Origin of the sequence: uncultured Tateyamaria sp. (assembly GCF_947503385.1) — a bacterium.
In the GTDB taxonomy this organism is placed as follows: domain Bacteria; phylum Pseudomonadota; class Alphaproteobacteria; order Rhodobacterales; family Rhodobacteraceae; genus Tateyamaria.
Genome location: NZ_CANNDO010000010.1, coordinates 14,904 through 34,904 on the forward strand (window position 1 = coordinate 14,904; position 20,001 = coordinate 34,904).

At 64.4% G+C, this 20,001-nt stretch carries 20 protein-coding genes; 10 read left to right on the plus strand and 10 right to left on the minus strand.

Annotation, left to right across the window (positions count from 1 at the left end):
* Positions 1–2 precede the first annotated feature (2 nt).
* From Q1A85_RS20765 to deoC, 8 genes are all read right to left on the minus strand, one after another.
* A complete protein-coding gene (locus Q1A85_RS20765) occupies positions 3–899 on the minus strand; it encodes a homocysteine S-methyltransferase family protein (protein ID WP_299694259.1) in 897 nt (298 codons plus the stop codon).
* A gap of 68 nt (positions 900–967) precedes the next feature.
* Positions 968–3,412: an FAD-dependent oxidoreductase gene (locus Q1A85_RS20770; RefSeq protein WP_299694262.1), complete on the minus strand. Its 2,445-nt coding sequence runs from the start codon at positions 3,410–3,412 to the stop codon at positions 968–970.
* A 2-nt stretch (positions 3,413–3,414) separates the two neighbouring features.
* Positions 3,415–3,798: a GFA family protein gene (locus Q1A85_RS20775; RefSeq protein ID WP_299694265.1), complete on the minus strand. Its 384-nt coding sequence runs from the start codon at positions 3,796–3,798 to the stop codon at positions 3,415–3,417.
* Positions 3,795–4,418: a LysE family transporter gene (locus Q1A85_RS20780; RefSeq protein WP_299694268.1), complete on the minus strand. Its 624-nt coding sequence runs from the start codon at positions 4,416–4,418 to the stop codon at positions 3,795–3,797. The genes Q1A85_RS20775 and Q1A85_RS20780 overlap by 4 nt, the downstream gene beginning before the upstream one ends.
* On the minus strand, positions 4,418–4,990 hold the full coding sequence (locus Q1A85_RS20785; protein ID WP_299694271.1) for a helix-turn-helix domain-containing protein: 573 nt from the start codon (positions 4,988–4,990) through the stop codon (positions 4,418–4,420). The genes Q1A85_RS20780 and Q1A85_RS20785 overlap by 1 nt, the downstream gene beginning before the upstream one ends.
* An 80-nt stretch (positions 4,991–5,070) precedes the next feature.
* Positions 5,071–5,520: a GAF domain-containing protein gene (locus Q1A85_RS20790; RefSeq protein WP_299694275.1), complete on the minus strand. Its 450-nt coding sequence runs from the start codon at positions 5,518–5,520 to the stop codon at positions 5,071–5,073.
* 4 nt (positions 5,521–5,524) lie between these two features.
* Positions 5,525–7,867 (minus strand): aldehyde dehydrogenase family protein, encoded by a 2,343-nt coding sequence (locus tag Q1A85_RS20795; RefSeq protein ID WP_299694278.1) that lies wholly within the window; start codon positions 7,865–7,867, stop codon positions 5,525–5,527.
* Positions 7,868–7,911: 44 nt separating this feature from the next.
* Positions 7,912–8,919, minus strand: coding sequence for a deoxyribose-phosphate aldolase (gene deoC / locus Q1A85_RS20800; RefSeq protein WP_299694281.1), 1,008 nt, complete (start codon positions 8,917–8,919; stop codon positions 7,912–7,914).
* Between the two features lie 177 nt (positions 8,920–9,096).
* Between deoC and Q1A85_RS20805 the strand changes: the two genes are divergently transcribed.
* From Q1A85_RS20805 to Q1A85_RS20835, 7 genes are all read left to right on the plus strand, one after another.
* Positions 9,097–10,593, plus strand: coding sequence for a DUF4153 domain-containing protein (locus tag Q1A85_RS20805; protein ID WP_299694284.1), 1,497 nt, complete (start codon positions 9,097–9,099; stop codon positions 10,591–10,593).
* Positions 10,590–11,276 carry a response regulator transcription factor gene (locus Q1A85_RS20810; RefSeq protein ID WP_299694287.1) on the plus strand — a complete coding sequence of 229 codons (687 nt, stop codon included), beginning with the start codon at positions 10,590–10,592 and terminating at the stop codon, positions 11,274–11,276. The genes Q1A85_RS20805 and Q1A85_RS20810 overlap by 4 nt, the downstream gene beginning before the upstream one ends.
* Entirely contained in the window at positions 11,264–12,211 is a 948-nt protein-coding gene (locus Q1A85_RS20815; RefSeq protein ID WP_299694290.1) for a HAMP domain-containing sensor histidine kinase, read from the plus strand. Before Q1A85_RS20810 ends, Q1A85_RS20815 begins: the two co-directional genes overlap by 13 nt.
* A 113-nt stretch (positions 12,212–12,324) precedes the next feature.
* Positions 12,325–13,290, plus strand: coding sequence for a zinc ABC transporter substrate-binding protein (locus Q1A85_RS20820; protein ID WP_299694293.1), 966 nt, complete (start codon positions 12,325–12,327; stop codon positions 13,288–13,290).
* Positions 13,287–14,090: a metal ABC transporter ATP-binding protein gene (locus Q1A85_RS20825; protein WP_299694296.1), complete on the plus strand. Its 804-nt coding sequence runs from the start codon at positions 13,287–13,289 to the stop codon at positions 14,088–14,090. The genes Q1A85_RS20820 and Q1A85_RS20825 overlap by 4 nt, the downstream gene beginning before the upstream one ends.
* A gap of 6 nt (positions 14,091–14,096) precedes the next feature.
* Positions 14,097–15,299, plus strand: coding sequence for a metal ABC transporter permease (locus tag Q1A85_RS20830; RefSeq protein ID WP_299694299.1), 1,203 nt, complete (start codon positions 14,097–14,099; stop codon positions 15,297–15,299).
* The gene (locus Q1A85_RS20835) at positions 15,296–16,210 is read left to right on the plus strand and encodes a metal ABC transporter permease (RefSeq protein WP_299694302.1); all 915 of its coding nucleotides are present in this window, start codon (positions 15,296–15,298) and stop codon (positions 16,208–16,210) included. The genes Q1A85_RS20830 and Q1A85_RS20835 overlap by 4 nt, the downstream gene beginning before the upstream one ends.
* Position 16,211: 1 nt before the next feature.
* On the opposite strand, the gene Q1A85_RS20840 is transcribed toward Q1A85_RS20835, so the two are convergent.
* Positions 16,212–16,814 (minus strand): DUF6434 domain-containing protein, encoded by a 603-nt coding sequence (locus Q1A85_RS20840; protein ID WP_299694305.1) that lies wholly within the window; start codon positions 16,812–16,814, stop codon positions 16,212–16,214.
* A gap of 31 nt (positions 16,815–16,845) precedes the next feature.
* The gene (gene uraH, locus Q1A85_RS20845; protein ID WP_299694308.1) at positions 16,846–17,205 is read right to left on the minus strand and encodes a hydroxyisourate hydrolase; all 360 of its coding nucleotides are present in this window, start codon (positions 17,203–17,205) and stop codon (positions 16,846–16,848) included.
* Between the two features lie 62 nt (positions 17,206–17,267).
* Here uraH and puuE point away from each other — a divergent pair, with 62 nt between their 5' ends.
* From puuE to Q1A85_RS20860, 3 genes are read left to right on the plus strand one after another with little or no spacing between them, the layout of a single operon-like run.
* Positions 17,268–18,689 carry an allantoinase PuuE gene (gene puuE / locus Q1A85_RS20850; RefSeq protein WP_299694311.1) on the plus strand — a complete coding sequence of 474 codons (1,422 nt, stop codon included), beginning with the start codon at positions 17,268–17,270 and terminating at the stop codon, positions 18,687–18,689.
* Positions 18,686–19,495, plus strand: a complete 810-nt coding sequence (locus Q1A85_RS20855; protein ID WP_299694314.1) for a bifunctional allantoicase/(S)-ureidoglycine aminohydrolase — start codon at positions 18,686–18,688, stop codon at positions 19,493–19,495. The genes puuE and Q1A85_RS20855 overlap by 4 nt, the downstream gene beginning before the upstream one ends.
* Positions 19,482–19,973, plus strand: a complete 492-nt coding sequence (locus Q1A85_RS20860) for an ureidoglycolate lyase (protein WP_299694316.1) — start codon at positions 19,482–19,484, stop codon at positions 19,971–19,973. Before Q1A85_RS20855 ends, Q1A85_RS20860 begins: the two co-directional genes overlap by 14 nt.
* Positions 19,974–20,001: the final 28 nt, after the last annotated feature.

Sequence of the window (20,001 nt, forward strand, 5' to 3'; positions counted from 1 at the left end):
CCTTAGACGATGGTGTGGCCCGCGTCGCGCAGACGGCGGGCGATTTCGGCGATATGGGCGGGGCTGACCTCGCAACAGCCACCGACAATGGTGGCCCCTGCATCGACCCATGACATGACGTGATCGGCGTAAAGTTCCGGCGTGAAGTCACGGCGGAGGGTCAGGGCGTCGACGGTTGGTTTGTCGTCCATGAACCCTTCGGTGATCTGCTCGAACCCGTTGGCATAGGCCCCGATGGGCAGCGTGGTGCCCGCGAGACCGGCCAAGGCGGGCGGGATTGCCTCTGGGGTGGAGCAGTTGATCAGGAGTGCGCTTGCGCCGCCCGCCTCGGCCACGGGAACGGCGTCGGACACCGGCTCGCCTGACCGCAGGCGGGTGCCGTCGGTGTCGTCCACGGTCAAGGCCAGCCAAACCGGCAGGCCCAGCGGGACGCTGGCGGCCAGAATGTCACGCGCATGGGCGACCGAGGCGACCGTTTCGCAGATCAGCACATCGCAGGCGGGGGCCAAAAGGCTGGCCACTTCGGCAAACAGCGGCACGGCCTCGGAGGCGTCGGGATGCAGATCGGGCCGGTAGCTGGCCCTGAGCGGGCCAATGGCCCCGGCAATGCGGCCAGACCCGTGTTCGCGCCGCGCCGTGCGCGCCTCGTAAAGCGCGCTTTGATGCAGGGCGGAAAACGCGCCTTCGACCGGCGTGTCCGCCAGCCTGTCGTGGTGGATCGCGTAGCTGTTTGTCGTGGCGATGGTCGCCCCGGCGGCAAAGAAATCCCGGTGGACTTGTGTGACCATGCCGGGATGGTCCAGCATGATCTGCGTGGACCAGAGCGGCGTGGGTTTGTCCCCGGCGCGGTGCACCAGTTCCTGCCCCATTCCCCCGTCGAGAAGCGTGATGTCAGCCATTTCAGTTCCTTCGGACATGGTGGAAACCGATGGTCGGATTCCGTGCCGTTTCCCGTGTCGGAAAAGCGTTACGCCCGCAACCTTTCGTTCTGAGGGTCCCACAAAGGCTGATCGGGCTGCACGGTTGCGGCATAGCGCTTGCCGTACATCTCGATCTCAAGCGATGTGCCCGGCGTGGACAGGTCCGTGCGCACCACGCCAAGGGCGACGGACGCATTGATCCGGTGCCCCCACGCGCCCGACGTGGTCTCGCCCACCACGGTGTCCCCGCTCCAGATCGTGGACATGTAGGGCGCGTCCTGCGCGCCCGCGTCCACCAGCATCGTGACAAACCGTTTCTTCGATCCCTGCTGTTTCTCGTTAAGCAGCGCGGCCTTGCCGGGAAAGTCCTGTGGCTTGTCCAGCTTGACGAACCGGTCCAGCCCGCCTTCGAAAAGGGTGTAGTCGGTGGACAGATCGCCCTTCCACGCGCGGTAGCCCTTTTCGATCCGCATGGAGTTCAGTGCGTACATGCCAAAGGGTTTGGCGCCGCCGCCCACAACCGCGTCGTAGATCGCCGGGATATCATCCACAGCGGCGTGGACTTCCCAACCCAGTTCACCGGCAAAGCTGACCCGCACCAGCATCGCGTCGCAACCGGCAACCTTGGCCGGCTGATGGGTCAGCCAGCCAAGGCTCAGGTCGCCATCGCTGATGCCGGACAGCAGATCGCGGGACTTGGGACCGCTCACGATCAGCGTCGATTGCTCGGTTGTTGTGTCGATCAGTGTCAGCCCGTCGGGCAGGTTGTGGCGCAAAAGCTCTCCGTCATGCCACTGCGCACCTGCCGCCGTGATCAGCGTGAACGTATCCTCAGCGAAACGCAGCACCGACATCTCGGTCAGGATGCGCCCACGGCTGTCCGAGAAATAGGCGAGGTTCAGGCGACCGATCTTGGGCAGCGCACCAGCGATCATGCCGCGCAGCCATTCTGCCGCCCCCGGCCCCTTGAGGTCGAACCGGGAAAAACCGGGCAGGTCCAGCACGCCCACGCTGTCGCGCACGGCCTCGACCTCTTCGCGGATGCGCGGCAGCCATGGCCCTTCGCGGTCCCATGTGTGCGTTGCCTCCTCTGACGTGTCGTCGCCATCCTTGGCGAACCAGTTGGCGCGTTCCCAGCCATTATACGCGCCCATCTGGCCACCTGCCGCGCGGATGCGGTCATCGACCGGCGACAGTTTCTTGTCCCGGCCTGCGGGCCATTCGTGATGCGGGAAGTGCATCGCGTATTCGTGGCCATAGGTCTCAAGCGCCTTGGCCAGCGCATAGTCGTGATCGGCATAATCGGTGTAGCGGCGCGGGTCGGTGGCCCACATGTCCCACTCGGTCTCGCCGTGCATGATCCATTCCGACAGGACCTTGCCCGCGCCGCCACCTTGGGCGATGCCGAAGGTAAAGCAGTGGCCCTCAAATGCGTTTTTCACACCCGGCATCGGCCCGATCAGGGGCAGACCGTCGGGGGCGTAGGGAATGGGTCCGTTGATGTTGCGACCCACCCCGGCGGTGCCAAGCGCGGGCACGCGGGCCATCGCGTCCTCGATATAGAATTCAAGCCGTTCGAGGTCATCGGGGTACAGCTGGAACGAGAAATCCTCGGGCATCGGGTCGTCGGGCGTGATCCAGTGCGCCTTGCAGTTGCGCTCGTAAGGCCCAAGGTTCAGGCCGTTCTTGTCCTGCCGCAGGTAATAGCTGATGTCGACGTCGCGGATGATGGGCAGCTTGTGGCCTTTTTCCTTGGTCCACGCGGCGACTTCGGGGATTTCGTCGGTCAGGAAATACTGGTGCGACATGACCACCATGGGCACGGTGCGCCCGCCAAATGGCTTGAACATCTCGCCCACGCGCTGGGCGTAGTAACCCGCACAGTTGGCGACGTATTCGCAGCGGATGTCGCCCTTGTCCGTCTTTACGATCCATTCGTCGCCGTCGCGTTCGATCCCTGTGGCGGGGCAGAACCGTTCGATCCGCGCGCCCAGATCGCGCGCGCCCTTGGCCATGGCTTGGGTCAGCTGGGCGGGGTCGATGTCACCATCCAGCGGGTCCCACATGCCGCCCGCCAGTTCGTGGGTTTCCATGAACGGGTGGTAGTCCTGCATGTCCTGCGGTGTGAGGATCGGCATTTCGAGCCCCTGATACCGGCCCATGCCCGACACGCGCTCAAACTCCTGCATCCGCTCTTTGGAATGCGCCAGACGCAGCGACCCGGTCACGTGGTAGTTCATCGGATAATCGACATCGTCGGCCAGCGTCCGGTACATTTCCAGCCCGTAGCGCTGCATATTCAAGATCGCCCACGAGTTCGAAAAGTTCGGGCAGTTGCCTGCGGCGTGCCATGTGGACCCGGCGGTCAGTTCGTTCTTTTCCAGCAGCACGCAATCGGTCCAGCCCGCCTTGGCCAGATGGTAGAGGGTCGAGGTTCCAACGGCACCGCCGCCGATGATGACCACGCGTGCCGTTGTCGGAAAGTCGCTCATGTTCAGTTCTCCCGTTGCGGCACGTCGTCCGCGATGTCGTAGTAATCGCCCTTGAAGGCGGTAAAGATGTGCTTGGCTGTTTTCAGGCCGGTGTCGCCGTCGATGGTGCCGCTCATCACTGACACGGCGCCGCCATCATCCTCGTGACGCCAGAACAGGGACGCGCCGCAGCGGTTGCAAAATCCGCGCTCGGCCTTGGGCGATGACGGATACCACGTCAGCGTGTCTGTTCCTGTCAGGGTCAACTGACCCGGTTGCACCTGCGTCGCGGACACGTAGTGGCCGCTGGTCTTGCGGCATTGCAGGCAGTGGCAGGCCACTGAATCGCGCAATGCGCCGCTTAGTGTGAAGGTCACACCGCCGCACAGGCAGCTTCCCGTTTTCATGCCGTCCTCCCCGGTGTTGTGACGGTTCCGAGCAGGACGCCGTAGATGATGAAACACCCGGCCAGCGCGCGTTGTAGCCACATGTTGAACACAGCCCCCAACGCGGCGCGTCCCAGACCGGCGCCCAATGCGGTGAACCCGGCATAGCTGAGCGCGGTCAGCGTCAGCGCGGTTGGCATGATCACCCACATCTGGTCCCAGACCGGCACATCGGGCTGCACGAATTGCGAAAACGCGGCGAGGTAGCCCGCGATGCTCTTGGGGTTGATCGTGGCAATGGCGAGGGCGCGCAGGTAGACGGATCGGCCATTTTGTGCGCCCGCTTCGGGTATCGTCCCGGCCCGCATCCACGCGCGGATGCCCAACCAGATCAGGACCGCCGCGCCCACCACCTTGGCCACCGCAAAGGCTGTTGCCGACGCGGCGATCAGCGCCGTGACACCAAAGGCCGACAGGATCAGGAAGGCGGATGCCTGCATCAGGATCGCAAGAATGCCGGGCAAAGAGCGGCGAAACCCGAGGGTCATGCCGTTGGTGATGCAATTGACGGCGTTGGGGCCCGGCGTCGTGACGAACACGACCCAGAACAGCGCAAAGATGATCCACGCCTCGATGCTCATCAGTAGACGGGCGGTGCGATGACCCAGATCGCCACAGCGGGGCGCGGGTGCGGATTCATCCAGCGAAACGGCTCGCCCCGGATGCGGAAACTGTCGCCCGGTCCAACCGAATAGAGCCGCCCGCTGATTTCGAGGTCCAGCGCGCCGGAAATGACGTAGCCCACTTCCTGCGTGGGGCGGGTCACGGTGTCGGTGATTTCGCTGAATGGCTCGAATGTGGAATGCACCACCTCAAAGTCGTCGGTGAGGTCGGGTGACAGCAGTTCTTCGACCAGACCAGCGGCGCGGGACCCGATGGGGCGGCGGGCGTGCTGGCGTACGATGAACCCTTCTTCTTCTGCCGGGGCGGCGCCGTAGCGGAACAGGGTGGAGACGGCGATATCGAGCGTTGCCGCCATGTGCCGCAGATCGGTGATGGACGGATCGGACATGTCACGCTCGACCTGACTGACCCAGCCCACGGATCGGCCAAGCGCGTCGGCCATGTCCTGCAATGTCAGCCCACGCGCCTTGCGCAGGGCGCGCAGATCAGCGCCAAGCGAATGTGCGGTGGGTGGATGCGATTGCAACATGAGTCGTGAAAAATCCCTATGTCTTTTCATGTCGCCGCAGCGCACATGAAAAAGCAAGAGATTTTTTCACGGATGGTGTATCACCGGGAAAACACATCCGCGAGGATGCGGGCCAGATTGTCGGCGTCATCGGTTGTGAATGCATCGGGTTGGTCGCTGTCGATGTCAAAGACGGCGATCAGGTCACCCGCCGTGTTCCAGACCGGCAGCACCAGTTCGGATCGGGTGGAACTGGCGCAGGCGATGTGGCCGGGAAAGGCGTCGACATCGGCGACCCGTTGCACCTTGCCCGTGCGGGCCGCAGCCCCGCAGACGCCGCGCGAAAAGGGGATATGCAGGCAGCCGTGCCCACCCTGATATGGGCCGATCTTGAGCATTTCGGGGCCGGTGACGCGGTAAAACCCGGTCCAGTCGAAACGCGCATCGCTGTGATGCACCTCGCAGGTGACAGTGGCCATCAGGGCCACCACGTCATCCTCGCCTTCGGTCAGGCTTTGGAGTGTTGTGGCGAGTTCAGCATAGTCGGGCATGTCGTCACTCGCCGTAGGGAACCCAGATGGTTTTGACTTCGGTTGCGGCATCAAGGAACCCGCGGCCTTCGCCCGCCGTTCCCATCCAGTCGCGTGCAGCACCGTTGTTGACCCATGTCCGTTTGAGGTTCATGGCCGCGCCCCGTTCGATCTCGGCTGACAGGTCGGTGCCGGAGAAGGACCAGACCGCGTCCACGTTCATGTGCTTGGCCATATGCGGCGCAAGCTCGCCGTGGTTGCCGGTCAGGACGTTGACGACGCCACCCGGCACGTCCGAGGTTTCCAGCACTTGGTAGAAATCCGTGGCCGCCAGCGGGAACGGGTCCGAGGCCACCAGCACCGCGCGGTTGCCCATGGCGATGGCCGGGGCCATGAGGGACACAAGCCCCAGCAGGGGCGCATCGTCCGGGCAGAACGCGCCGATGATGCCAACCGGTTCGTGCATGGCCAGCGCCACGCCGCGCAACGGCACCCCCTTGGCTGCGCCATCGTATTTGTCGGCCCATGCCGCATAGGTGAAGAGGCGCCGGATCGAAGCCTCAACCTCTTTGGCGCCGCCCTTGCCGCCTTGTAACGCGTCCAGACGGGCCGCGAATTCTGTCGCCCGCGCGGACAGGTTTTCCGCGATGTAGTAGAGGATTTGCGCCCGCAGGTGGCCGGTGGTCTTGCTCCAGCTTGCCGCGCCTTGCGCGGCCTCGACCGCGTTGCGGATGTCCTTGCGGTTGGCAAGGCTCGTTTGCCCCAAGAGCGCGCCGTTCTTGGCGTAGACATTGCGGCTGTAGCCGCCGTCGGGCCGCGCCTGTTTGCCCCCGATATAGAGTTTGGCGGTGCGGTCCAGCAGGTCGGTTGGGCCCGCGTCACCGGCAAAGGCGGCGATGGCTTTGACGGCCTTGGCCTTGCCCGCAGGTTTTGTGTAGGCGCGCAGCCCTTCCCATCCGCCTTCGCGGCCAAAGCCGCTTTCGCGGACACCGCCGAACCCTGCTGCGGCGTCAAAGAGGTTGGTGGCATTCACCCAGACAACGCCAGCCGCCAGTTTGGGCGCGATATCCAGCGCAAGGTTCACATTCTCGGTCCAGACAGTTGCGGCCAGACCGTAGCGCGTGTTGTTGGCCAATTGGACCGCTTCGGCAGGCGTGCGGAAGGTGGTGGAGACAAGGACCGGGCCAAAGATCTCCTCTTGCATCAGCGTGTCGGCGGTGTTGAGCCCGGTGATCAGGGTGGGCGGGTAGTAACATCCCGTCGCAGGCAGCGCGGTCTGCGCCTGATAGGTGTCGCCCGCGCTGTTCTCGCTGACCATGCGGGTGATTGTGTCGAGTTGCACAGGGTCCACGACCGCGCCCACGTCGATGCTTTTGTCCAGCGGGTCGCCAATACGCAGCTTGTCCATGCGCGCGCGCAGCTTGGCATAGAACTGATCCGCAACCGGTTCGTGGACCAACAGGCGGGAACCTGCACAGCAAACCTGCCCCTGATTGAACCAGATGGCGTCCACCAGCCCTTCGACCGCGGAATCAAGGTCGGCGTCGTCAAAGACGATGTAGGGGGACTTGCCGCCCAGTTCGAGCGTCAGTGCCTTGCCCGTGCCTGCCGTCGCCTCGCGGATGCGGCGACCCACGGAGGTGGAGCCGGTAAAGGCGATCTTGTCCACGTCGGCATTCACGATCATCTCGCCCACGGCACCGTCGCCGGTGACGATGTTGACCACGCCCTTGGGCACGCCCGCCTGCTGGCAGATTTCCGCAAAGAGCAGCGCGGTGAGCGACGTGTATTCGGCGGGTTTCAGCACCACCGTGTTGCCCATCGCCAGCGCGGGCGCGATTTTCCAGGCCAGCATGAGCAGGGGGAAATTCCACGGAATGATCTGGCCGCATACGCCGAGGGGTTCGCGGTCGGGCAGTTCGGCCTCCATCAACTGGGCCATGCCTGCGTGATAGTAGAAATGACGCTGGGCAAGGGGGATGTCGATGTCGCGGCTTTCGCGGATGGGTTTGCCGTTGTCGAGCGTCTCAAGCACCGCAAAAAGGCGGCTGTGTTTCTGCAAGAGACGCGCAATGGCATACAGCACGCGGGCGCGCGTGTGGCCGCCCGCCTTGGCCCATTTGGGCTGTGCGGTGCGGGCCGCTTTGACGGCGGCGTCGACGTCGTCTTGCGTGGCTTGGCTGAGCGTGGCGAGCACTTCGCCCGTGGCGGGGTTTTTGCTGTCAAAGCCGTCGGCAGGGTCTGTAAAACTGCCGTCGATGAAATGACCAAACCGCGCGCCCTGATCCACAATCCATGCGAGCGCGTCGCCTGCCGCTTCGGGGGCGGGGCCGTACTCCATGGTTTCGAAGATATCTTTAACGGTCATGTTGTGACTCCTTCGTCTCGCCCCGCGATGTCCCAAGCGTCCGCCTAGCCGATGGCATGGTGGTATCCGGCGGAGTACGCTCCGGTCAGGTGGTGTTCGAGTTGGCGTTCGATATCGCCCAGCAGTGACGACGCCCCAAAGCGGAACAGGTCCGGTTGCAACCAGCGGTCGCCCAGTTCGTCTTTGATCAGCGACAGATAAATCAGCGCGTCCTTGGCCTTGGAAATGCCACCGGCAGGTTTGTAGCCGACGCGGTAGCCGGTCCGCTCATAGTAATCCCGGATGGCGCGGATCATCACAAGGCTGACGGGCAGGGTGGCATTCACGCTTTCCTTGCCGGTGGACGTCTTGATGAAATCGGCCCCGGCCATCATGCAGACCAGCGACGCCCGCGCCACATTGCGCAATGTGCCCAGTTCGCCCGTGGCGAGGATCGCCTTGACGTGGGCATCACCGCAGGCGGCGCGCATGGCCTTCATCTCGTCATACAGCGCTTGCCAGTCGCCGGTCAGCACGTGGCGACGGGAGATGACGATGTCGATCTCCTTGGCACCGGCGGCGACGCTCTCGCGGATTTCCTGTAGCCGAAGCGGGAGGGGCGACAGGCCTGCGGGAAACCCGGTCGATACAGCCGCCACCGGGATACCAGTGCCCTTGAGCGCGGCGACCGCCGCCGGGATCATCTCGTGATATACGCAGACGGCACCTGTGGTCAGGTCCGGAACGCCAAGGGCATCCAGCATCCGTGCATCGACGGGTTGGCGCGCCTTGGCGCACAGCCGTTGCACCCGGCGTTCGGTGTCATCGCCGGACAGGGTTGTCAGGTCGATACAGGCCACAGCGCGCAAAAGCCACGCCGCCTGATGGTCCTTCTTGATCGAGCGGCGGCCGGGCAGGGTCGCGCAGCGCCGTTCGATCGCAGAGGTGTTGGCCTGCACGCGCGCCACCCAGTCAAGGTCGAGCGGGATGCCGGGATTGCGCGGCTCTGTCACTTGCGGCAGCTGCGCGGTTTGGGTTGTCGTCGCTGCGTCCAGCGCGGTTGTGTCTGTCATGGGGCACCCTTTGCGGCAGTGCGGGCAGGCCATGGTGGTGGCATGACGACGGCCCTTTGGCAAGGGTCACGCCACGTGCGCGCTGCACAACCTCTGCACAAATCACACCCGTTTGGCTGCACAAGCCGTTGCGAGGAAAGGCGTCAGATCAAGGCACGGACTGAAGGGGGCAGGAGCATGGACGGATTTTCGAAACGCGGGGTGCCGCTGGCGATGCAGCGGGATGGCTGGTGGCTGAGCGCAGAGACAGAACAGGTGGCGCGCCGCTGGCGGGTGTCCGGTGGCGATGGTGTGCGGCTGGGGCTGCTGGCGGCGCTGATTGCGCTGGCGGACGTCTTGGTGTGGCAAGTGATGCCGGGGCTGAGCCTTGCGCTGTTTGCCTTTGCGGTATTTGTGTCGGGACTGGCCATTGCGTGGCCGCGTCTGGCCACGCGCACGCGCATCGGCGCGGCAAGTGGCCTTGTGCTGTGCCTGCTGCCCCTGGTCGAGTTGGTGCAGCCGCTGTCCATGCTTGTCGCCTTATGTGGGCTTTCGGTCATCACAGCGGTGCTGGCGGGGGTCCGGTCGCATGATCTGGTGCGCGCCGCATTGCGCCTGTGGTGGGTGGCACCGGGCCAGTCGCTGGGCGACGGCGCGCGCGCGATCCGGGGCATCGGCAGTCTCAAGGGGGCACGCTGGGACCTGCGGTCGCTTGTCATGGCATGGGCGCTGCCCGCTGTGGCGACGCTGGTCTTTGCGGCGCTGCTGGCGGGTGCGAACCCGGTGCTGGACCACGTACTGACCGATTTTGCACGCTGGCAACCGTCGACACCGGATATGTGGCGTTTAGGGTTCTGGGGGATCGTTGCGGCAGCTGTCTGGCCCGTGCTGGTGACGTACCGGATGCGCGAGCGGTTGCAATTCCGCCGCCCGCAGCGCGCCACCGTACGCCGTGAGGGGGTCGTAAACGCAGGTTCGGTCGCGCGCTCACTGGTGGCGTTCAATGCGCTCTTTGCTGTGCAGACCGGGATGGACGCGCTGTATCTTTATGGCGACGCGACGCTGCCCGAGGGGATCAGCCCGGCCTCCTACGCGCATCGCGGGGCCTATCCGCTGCTCGCGACGGCCCTGCTGGCGGGTGTGTTCGCCGTGGTGGCGCGCCCGCATCTGGGCCACAGACCCATTGTGCGGATGCTGATGATGCTGTGGCTGGCACAGACGCTGGCGCTGGTCTTTGCCAGCATCTGGCGTCTGGACCTGTACGTCGAGGCGTTTGGCCTGACCCGGCTGCGCCTCGCGGCCTATGTCTGGATGGGTGTCGTTGCGGTGGGCCTGGGCATCACCGCCCAGCAGATTTGGCAGGACCGGCCCGCCGCGTGGATGTTGCTGCGCAGTGGCGCGCTGGGTGCCGTTGTGCTGTATGCCTGTACCTTTGTGAACTTCGACGGGGTCGTGGCGCGCTACAACCTGACACATGACGTGCCCGAAGACCGCGAGATGCTGTGCAAACTGGGCGAAGGGGCAATGCCCGCCATTGTCACCTATTCGGGTCAGACCCCCTTTTGGTACTGCCACAAGCAATTTGCAGAACCCCTGCTGTTTCACCCCACGGACTGGCGCGAATGGGGCTTTCGCAACTGGCGGGTGCGCCGTAGCCTTGCCGCGATGACCCCGACCGAGACACCGCAGCCATGACCAAACGCCAGCTTCTCGTTATTGATGACGACCCGCAAATTCGGGCCGTGCTGCGCATCGCCTTTGATCAGGCGGGATATGCCGCGGCCGAAGCGGGTGACGGTGCCGAAGGTTTGGCCAAGGCGCGGTCGGGACGGTTCGATCTGATCGTGCTGGACATCGGCCTGCCCGAGATGGACGGGCTGGCGCTGTGCCGTGCGCTGCGGGCCAGCGATGACACACCGATCCTGTTTTTGACCGCCCGCGAGGACGAAATCGACCGCGTGCTGGGGTTCGAACTGGGGGGCGACGATTATGTGACCAAACCGTTTTCACCGCGCGAACTGGTGGCCCGTGTTGGTGCAATCCTGAAGCGCGGGGCGCGCGCTTCCGCAAATGCAGCCCTGAAACGCGGCATTCTGCAGGTCGATCCGTCGCGCCATGGCTGCACGGTAAAAGGCGCGCCCGTGACACTGACCGCCCGCGAGATGGAAATCCTCACCCATCTGATGCGCTACCCGGATCAGGTTGCGGCACGACCGGCGCTGACCGATGCACTGTACGGGGCCGGGACAGCGGTCAGCGACCGCACGCTTGACAGTCATCTGCGCAACTTGCGGGCCAAGCTGGCAGAGGCGGGGTGTGCCGATGCAATCGAAACAGTGCACGGCGTCGGTATCCGGATGGGTCCATGCCGCGGGTAAGGCGCAAGTGGCGCCCGCCCTTGGCGCTGATCCTTGGCGGGACATTGGGGGCCGTGTTTCTGATGCCGCTGCTGGGGATGGTGTACCTGCGCCTGTGGGGAAACGTGCTGGGTTGGGGCGAGGCTGCGTGGCTGATCCTCTGGCTCGCTTTTGCGGCGACGTCGGTTCTGGCTGTGCTGCTGTGGCGGCTTGTGCTGCGGCCGGTCACTGCGCTGACGCGGTATGCGCAGGCGAAAAAGCGGGGCGATGACGCGCAGGCCCCGGACCAGTTCGGCACGCCCGAATTGGGGCGGTTGGCCACCAGCGTGATGGCCATGGGCGACAGTCTCAATAGCCGGGCGGAGGGGTTGCGCGCCTATGCAGGTCACGTCACCCACGAGCTTAAATCCCCGCTGACAGCGATCCGCGGCGCGGCAGAGCTGTTGCAGGCCGACCCGTCGCCCGAGGATCGTGCCGCGCTGAGCAGCACCATTTCCGAGGCGGCAGCGCGGATGCAGACCCTGCTTGATGATTTGGCGCGCCATGCCCGTGCATCAGAAAGCGCAGGTCCGGGTGCTGCGCGGCTGACCGACGCGATGGCGTCGCTGGACACGCCTGTGACAGTAACCGTGGCGGAGGATGCGGTTCTGCCCATGGCTGCCGAGGACATCCGCACCGTGCTGACCCAGCTGATCCACAATGCCGCCGAACACGGCGCAACCGAGGTCACGCTGCTGGCCACGCCGCACCGGCTGGCAATCACCGACAACGGGCCGGGGATCAGCGCAGGCAACCGGGACCGCGTGTTTGACCCGTTTTTTACCACCCGCCGCGAAGGCGGGGGCACCGGCATGGGGTTGAGCATCGTGCGCAGCCTTGTCGAAGCGCGCGGCGGGCGTATCCGGCTGGATGAAAGCGCGGGCGGCGCCACATTTGTCATCGCTTTTGACGACTAGGCACTGTTTCGCGGCTTCGTGATTGAGAATCATTCTCAATTTCATTGACTTTGTGAGAATGATTCTCATATTCAGTCTAGGACACCACTCCTCGATATTCAGGAAAGGCTCGGATGACCCAAGATTTTGCTCTGTCGCGTCGCGCCGTTCTGGCGGGAATTGCGGCCCTGACGGCAACGCCGGTCTGGGCCAAGGGGACGCTCAACATCGTTGCGACGACCGGGATGATCGCCGATCTGGCGCGTCACATCGGCGGGGACCGCGTGACAGTGCAGGGGCTGATGGGCGCGGGCGTCGATCCGCACGCCTATCGTCAGACACGCAGCGATATCGTTGCGATGACCCGGTCTGACACGGTTCTTTGGCATGGTCTCTACCTTGAGGCGCAGATGGAAGACGTGCTGGCCGATCTGGGCCGCAAGCGTCCCGTGATTGCCGTGGCCGAGAGTGTGGACAAGGACCTGTTGCTGTCGCACGAGGATTACGCGGGCCGTTACGACCCGCACATCTGGATGGATCCGGATCTGTGGGTACGCTGTGTGCCTGGGGTGGTCGCGGCCCTGTCCGATCTGGCCCCGGACGCGCGGGACCTGTTCGAAGCGAACGCAGCGGCCTTTGTAACCGAAGCGCGCGCGCTCGGCGCTTATGCGCGCGGCGTATTGGAACAGGTGCCCGCAGAACAGCGCGTGCTGCTGACGGCGCATGACGCATTTGGCTATTTCGGCGCGGCCTATGATTTCGAGGTGATGGGCATTCAGGGCATCTCGACCGAGAGCGAGGCCGGGCTGAACCGCATTGGTGCGCTGGTGGATATGCTGGTGGAGCGCCGCCTGCCCGCCGTTTTTGTCGAAACGTCCGTGTCTGACCGCAATGTGCGCGCATTGGTCGAAGGGGCAGCGGCGCAGGGTCACACCACACGCATCGGCGGCGCGCTTTACAGTGACGCGATGGGGCCTGACGGCACCTATGAAGGGACATGGTTCGGCATGATCGACCACAACGTAACAACCATTGCGCGCGCGCTGGGGGCGGATGCGCCTGCCGCGGGTCGGTTGGGCAAATTGACGGGGTCGGCATGAGTGTCGCGCTGGTCTCTGACGCGGCGGGTGCTGCGGACCGTGCCGCGCGCACGGCCAGCCCGCTGTCTGTGCGGGGGCTGACCGTCTCTTATGGCGAGACCCCGGCCCTGTTTTCGGTGGACGTGACGGTGCGTGCGGGTGCGATGACCGCGATTGTTGGGCCGAATGGGGCGGGCAAATCGACGATGCTCAAGGCCGCGCTTGGGGTGATCAAACCGCTGGCCGGTTCGGTTGCCGTCTTTGGTCAGCCGCTGGCCAAGATGCGCGATGCGATTGCCTATGTGCCGCAGCGCGCAAGCGTGGACTGGAATTTTCCGACCCGCGTGATCGACGTGGTGCTGATGGGTCTTTACCGCGATCTGGGCCTGCTGGGCCGCGTGCGGGCCAAGCACCGCGCACGTGCCATGGCCTGTCTGGACCGTGTGGGCATGACCGATTTTGCCACCCGCCAGATCGGACAATTGTCCGGTGGTCAGCAACAACGTGTGTTTCTGGCCCGCGCGTTGGCGCAGGAGGCGGACATTTACCTGCTGGACGAACCGTTTGCCGGGGTCGACGCCGCCACGGAAAAGGCGATTATCGCCGTGCTCAAGGACCTGCGCGATGCGGGCCGCACGGTGCTGGCCGTGCACCACGATCTGACCACGGTGCCAGCCTATTTCGACGACGTGATCCTGCTCAACCGCGAGGTTGTGGCGGCGGGTCCGGTTGACGAGGTGTTCACCGAAGCCCTGTTGCAAACGACCTATGGCGGGCGGTTGGAAACCGCGCGGATACAGGCCGAAACAGTTGCCGGGTAGCGGACGATGCTGGGCGACGCGCTGCTGTTCCAGCTGGGCTACAATGCTTCGCTCGTGACGCTGGGTGCCCTGCTTTTGGGCGTGGCGGCAGGGGTTGCGGGCACTTTCCTTTTTCTACGCAAACGCGCGCTGGTCAGCGATGCGATTTCTCATGCGACGCTGCCCGGTGTTGGTCTGGCGTTTATCGTGATGGTCGCCTTGGGCGGTGACGGGCGGTCACTGCCGGGATTGCTCTTTGGCGCGGCCCTGTCGGCGGGCGCGGGTCTTTTGTGTGTGCAGTGGCTCAGCCGTCGGACGCGGCTGGGCGAGGACGCGGCGATTGGTGCGGTCCTGTCGGTGTTCTTTGGATTTGGCATTGTTCTGCTGACAATTGTCCAGACGATGAACGCCGGACGTCAGGCGGGGCTCGAAGGGTTCTTGCTGGGCTCCACCGCGGGCATGTTGCGTGACGAGGCGCTGTTGTTGGCGGTTTCTGCCGGGTTGGTTCTGGCGCTGGTGATGCTGCTGCGGCGTCCACTGACGCTGGCCGCCTTTGACCCTGGCTTTTCCGAAGTGACGGGGTGGCGGCCGGGTTGGATCGACCTTGCCATGATGGGCATTGTTTTGCTGGTGACGGTTGTCGGCCTCAAGGTTGTGGGGCTGATCCTGATTGTGGCCCTTCTGATCGTCCCGCCAGTGACCGCGCGGTTCTGGACCGAACGCGTGGATGTCGTCGTGATCACAGCCGGGGTGCTGGGTGGGCTTGCCGGTTATCTGGGCGCGGCCATTTCCGCGACAGCGCCTGCGCTGCCGACCGGGCCGATTGTCGTGCTGGTCAGTTTTGCGCTTTTTGGGCTGTCATTGTTGTGCGCGCCGGGGCGCGGTGTTCTGGCCTCGGTGCTGCGGCACCAGCGGTATCAGCGTCGGGTACACGTGCGGCAGGGCCTGCTGGCGCTGGCGTCGGGCCAACCCATCTACGAGCGGCTGACCCACAGGTTGCTGCGCCGCGCAGGCCTGATCCGCGCCGACGGTGTCGCCACAACCGCAGGGCAAGCCGCAGCGGCCAAGGCGCAACTGGACGAGACACGGTGGGCGCTGGTGCGTGCAGATCAGACATTTGCCACCGCAGCAGCGCGGTATGACGGGCTGACGGCAATCGAAGACGTCTTGACCCCGGACCAGATCACGGATGTGGACAGCCGTCTGTCCCGCCCGCAAGCGGTTTCATGATGGGTGCGGAGTTCGTCGCCTTGTCCCTGCCTCCGATCCTGATTGGGATCTGCGTCGCGGTGGCCTGCGCGCTGCCCGGAAATTTTCTGTTGCTGCGTGGCCAAGCGCTGATTGGTGATGCAATCAGCCACGTCGTTCTGCCGGGCATTGTCGTGGCCTTTCTGGTGACCGGGTTGGTGGCCACGGGTCCGATGCTGTTGGGCGCGGCGGGCGCCGCAGTGGTGGCCGTCATCGCCATCGAAGCCATCCGCCGTTTGGGCCGGATCGAGGCGGGGGCCGCGATGGGGGTGGTGTTCACCGCCATGTTTGCGGGCGGCGTTCTGTTGCTGGAACAGTCCGATACCTCAAATGTGCATCTGGATGTCGAACACGCGCTATTCGGCAATCTGGAAAGCCTGATTTGGCTGGACGCCACCGGCTGGGCATCGCTTCTGGACCCTGTTGCGCTGGCTGGAATGCCGGTGGAATTGCCGCGCATGGCGCTGGCCTTGGGCGTTGTCGCGGTGTTCGTGTGGCTGTTCTGGCGACCGCTGGCAATGATGAGCTTTGACGAAGGGTTCGCCCAAGGCCTTGGCCTGCGCACGGGCGCGCTGGGGCTGGCGCTGGTCATCATATCGGCGGTCGCGGCCGTCGCTGCGTTCGATGCGGTGGGGTCGATCATCGTGATTGCGATGTTCATCTGCCCGCCGGCGGCGGCACGGATGATGACCAACAGGCTGGGCGCGCAGGTGGCTTGGTCCGTCGGCTTTGCGGCGCTGTCGGCGGTGTCGGGTTATGTGTTGGCAGGCTACGGCCCATTGTGGATCGGTGCATCCGCATCGGTGAGTGCTGCTGGCATGATCGCAACAATGTCGGGCCTGATCCTCGCCGTGGCGGCGGTGCTCGGACCGCATCGCACGCGCAACAGCTAAGCTACGGCAGGCAGGCCAGATCGGTGCTGTCAAAATGGACGTAGCCGCCGGGGGCCGGTTGCATCTTCTTTGCATCCCAACAGGTCTTGGCCTGATCCAGCGTCAGCTGCGGATGCGCATCGCGGGCGTCGCGCAGGTATTGAAGGTAGTTGTTGCAGGTGGCGATTTCGCGTCGAAAGGCCGGATCGTCCTTGCGCGCCTCCAACATGCGCCACGCGGCTTCGGCATCGGCAAGGGTTGCCCCCGCATTGGCCCGCATCCAATCCATGAAATCCGAATGGCAGGAGAATTTGGGGCCAATGGCCGCCTTGAAATAGCCGCGCACATTCGGCCCGAACGACACGTCTTCGGTGATGACCGTATTGGACGTCAGGTCGGCCTTGGCCCAGTTGAACGCGCCTGCACGCTTGCGTGTCGGGGTCGTGGGAGGCGGATCGCCTGCGAGTTTGGCCAATACGCGGGCGCGCAGCACCGCCTTGGTCCCCGACGCCGGAAGGCCAAGCTGTTCACAAAATGACCTGAGCGCATCGACAGACCAATACCAACGGTCAAAAGCCTGCGCAGTCATGGAAGGATCAACCGGGGGGCGTGTGTGATGCGTCATGGGGCGGCATCTAAGGCCCGGCCCCTGCCGGTCAACTGCCCCGGTATGTCGAATACCCGTAGGGCGACAGCAACAGTGGCACGTGGTAATGCGCATCCTCATCCGCGATGCCGAACCGGATCGGAACCTCATCGAGGAATTTGACCTCGCCGGTCGCAAGCTCTGCCGCCTCCAGATACGCGCCACAGAAAAAGATCAGCTCGTATTGTCCCGCCTTGAACTTGCCCTTGGGCAGGATCGGCGCGTCGGTGCGGCCATCCGCGTTGGTGACGGCCTCTGCGATCTTGCGATGGGAATTGCCCGCCACGCGGTAGAGCGCAATTTTTATGCCCGCTGCAGGCACGCCGCGCGCGGTGTCCAGAACATGGGTCGTCAGATAGCCAGCCGCCATTGCATCCTGCCTTGTTTGCGCTCAGATTGTGCGCATCTCACTCCGATTGCGAAGGGAAGTCCATGGCCGAGGCGCCTCCACGTTATCCGCGCGACTTTCACGGGCATGGCGCAGACCGGCCCGATGCGGCTTGGCCCGGTGGGGCGCGTATCGCGGTCTCTTTCGTACTCAATTACGAAGAAGGTGGCGAAAATTGCCTGTTGCACGGCGATGCCGCGTCAGAGGCGTTCCTGTCCGAGATCGTGGGGGCCGCACCGTGGCCGGGGCAGCGACACTGGAACATGGAATCGATCTATGACTATGGCGCGCGGGCGGGCTTCTGGCGGTTGCACCGCCTGTTCACGCAAACCGACGTGCCTGTCACGGTCTACGGGGTCGCAACGGCACTGGCGCGGTCGCCCGCACAGGTCGAGGCGATGCAGCAGGCCAACTGGGAGATCGCCAGCCACGGGCTGAAATGGATCGACTACAAGGACCATACCACAGCCCAAGAGGCCGCCGATATGGACACGGCCATCGCCCTGCACACACAGGTCACCGGCGCGCGGCCCTTGGGCTGGTACACGGGCCGCTGTTCGGAAAATACGGTCGCCTTGGCGGCAGAGCGCGGGTTCGACTGGATCAGCGACACCTATGATGACGATCTGCCCTATTGGGCCGAAATCGGAGAGCGGGACCAACTGATCCTGCCCTATACGCTTGATTGCAATGACATGCGGTTTGCAACGCCGCAGGGGTTCAATTCAGGCGACCAGTTCTTTGCCTATCTGCGCGACAGTTTTGACGCCCTTTATGCCGAAGGCGCGGCAGGCAGCCCCGCAATGATGAGTATTGGCCTGCATTGCCGCCTGATTGGTCGGCCCGGGCGGGTGCAGGCGCTGCGACGGTTCATTGACTATGTGCAAGGACACGAAGGGGTGTGGTGCGCACGCCGGATCGACATCGCACGGCATTGGGCCGCAACACATCCGCACCAGCACAAGGCGCGCCCCTCGCAGATGGATGAGACGGCATTTGTGGATGCGTTTGGCGGTGTGTTTGAACATTCGCCATGGGTGGCCCAAAGCGCATGGCGGCTGGAGCTTGGTCCCGCGCATGACAGCGTCTGCGGAGTTCATGCGGCGCTCTGCCGGGTGTTCCGCGCGGCGGCGCCCGAGGCGCGTCTGGCTGTGCTGACGGCACACCCGGATCTAGCGGGCAAGCTGGCGGCCGCGCGACGGCTCACGGCGGACAGCACCGCAGAGCAGGCCAGCGCGGGCCTCGACGCGCTGACAGATGCAGAACGCACCCGGTTCGAGGCGCTGAACACGGCCTATACCGGCAAGCATGGCTTTCCCTTCATCATCGCGGTCAAGGATCACCACAAGGACGGCATTCTGCGCGCTTTCGAGCGGCGCATCGGGAATGATACAGAGGCCGAGTTTGCCGAAGCCTGCCGTCAGGTCGAACGCATCGCCCGGTTGCGGCTGGAGGCGATGCTGTGAGCTATGCCTTTCCCCCCGGTGGTCTGCCCGGTCAGGACCAACACCCCGACAGCAGCGCGATTTTTACCCAAGCCTACGCGGTTATCCCCGCGTCGGTCCAACGCGATATCGTGACGTCGTTCCTGCCGGGGTGGGTCGGCACACGGGCGTGGATTCTCGCCCGACCGCTCAGCGGTTTTGCAGAGACCTTTGCCCAATACGCCGTGGAATTGGACCCCGAAGGCGGCAGTGGCGATCCGGAACCTGACATTGACGCGCAGGCGATCCTGTTTGTCGCACGCGGACAGGCGCATCTGACCATCGGGCAGGACCTGCACAAGCTGCGGCCGGGCAGTTTCGCCTATATACCGCCCGGCGCACGGTGGAGCCTGTGGAACCGCGGCGAAGAGACTTGCGGCATCCACTGGGTGCGCAAACGGTTTGTGTCGGGCGCGGACGTGACGATGCCCGAAGCGCTTGTGACACATGAGACGGACGTGCCACCTGCGCCCATGCCCCACAGCGGCGGCAAATGGGCGACACAACGGTTCTTTGACCCGCTGGATCTGCGCTATGACTGCCATGTGAACATCGTGAATTTTCAACCCGGTGGCCGCATTCCGTTTGCCGAAACACATGTGATGGAACACGGGCTCTACGTGCTGGAAGGCACGGCGGAATACCTGCTGAACCGTGACTGGGTCAGCGTAGGTCCGGGCGACTTCATGTGGCTGCGCGCCTTCTGCCCGCAGGCGTGCATTGCCACGGGCGATGGTCCGTTCCGCTATCTGCTTTACAAGGACGTAAACCGGCATGTCCCGCTTTGAGATCACGGCGCAGCCCCTGACCGCAGACGCATTTGCACCGTTTGGCGATGTGATTGACTGCACAGGTGCGCCAGACCGGGTCATCAATGCAGGCCTGTGCGGGCGCTTTCATGACCGCGCGCGACTGGATTTTGGCGACGGGCGTGCGGGGGTCAGCCTGTTTCGCGCCACACCGCGCCGCTTGCCCTACACGCTTGACCTGCTCGAACGTCACCCCGATGGCTCGCAATGCTTTGTGCCCATGTCGGAACACGGGTTCCTCATCACTGTGGCGCCCGACGACAACGGCCAACCGGGCACACCGCTGGCTTTCCTCACCGCGCCGGGCCAAGCGATCAATCTGCTCCGCGGCACATGGCACGGCGTGCTCACGCCACTGCACGCGCCGGGGCTCTTTGTCGTCATCGACCGGATCGGCGACGGCGACAACCTCCAAGAGATGCACCTGCCGCATCCCTATAGTGTTTCTTCTGACTGAAAATACCACGGGGAGAGCGCGAGAGGGG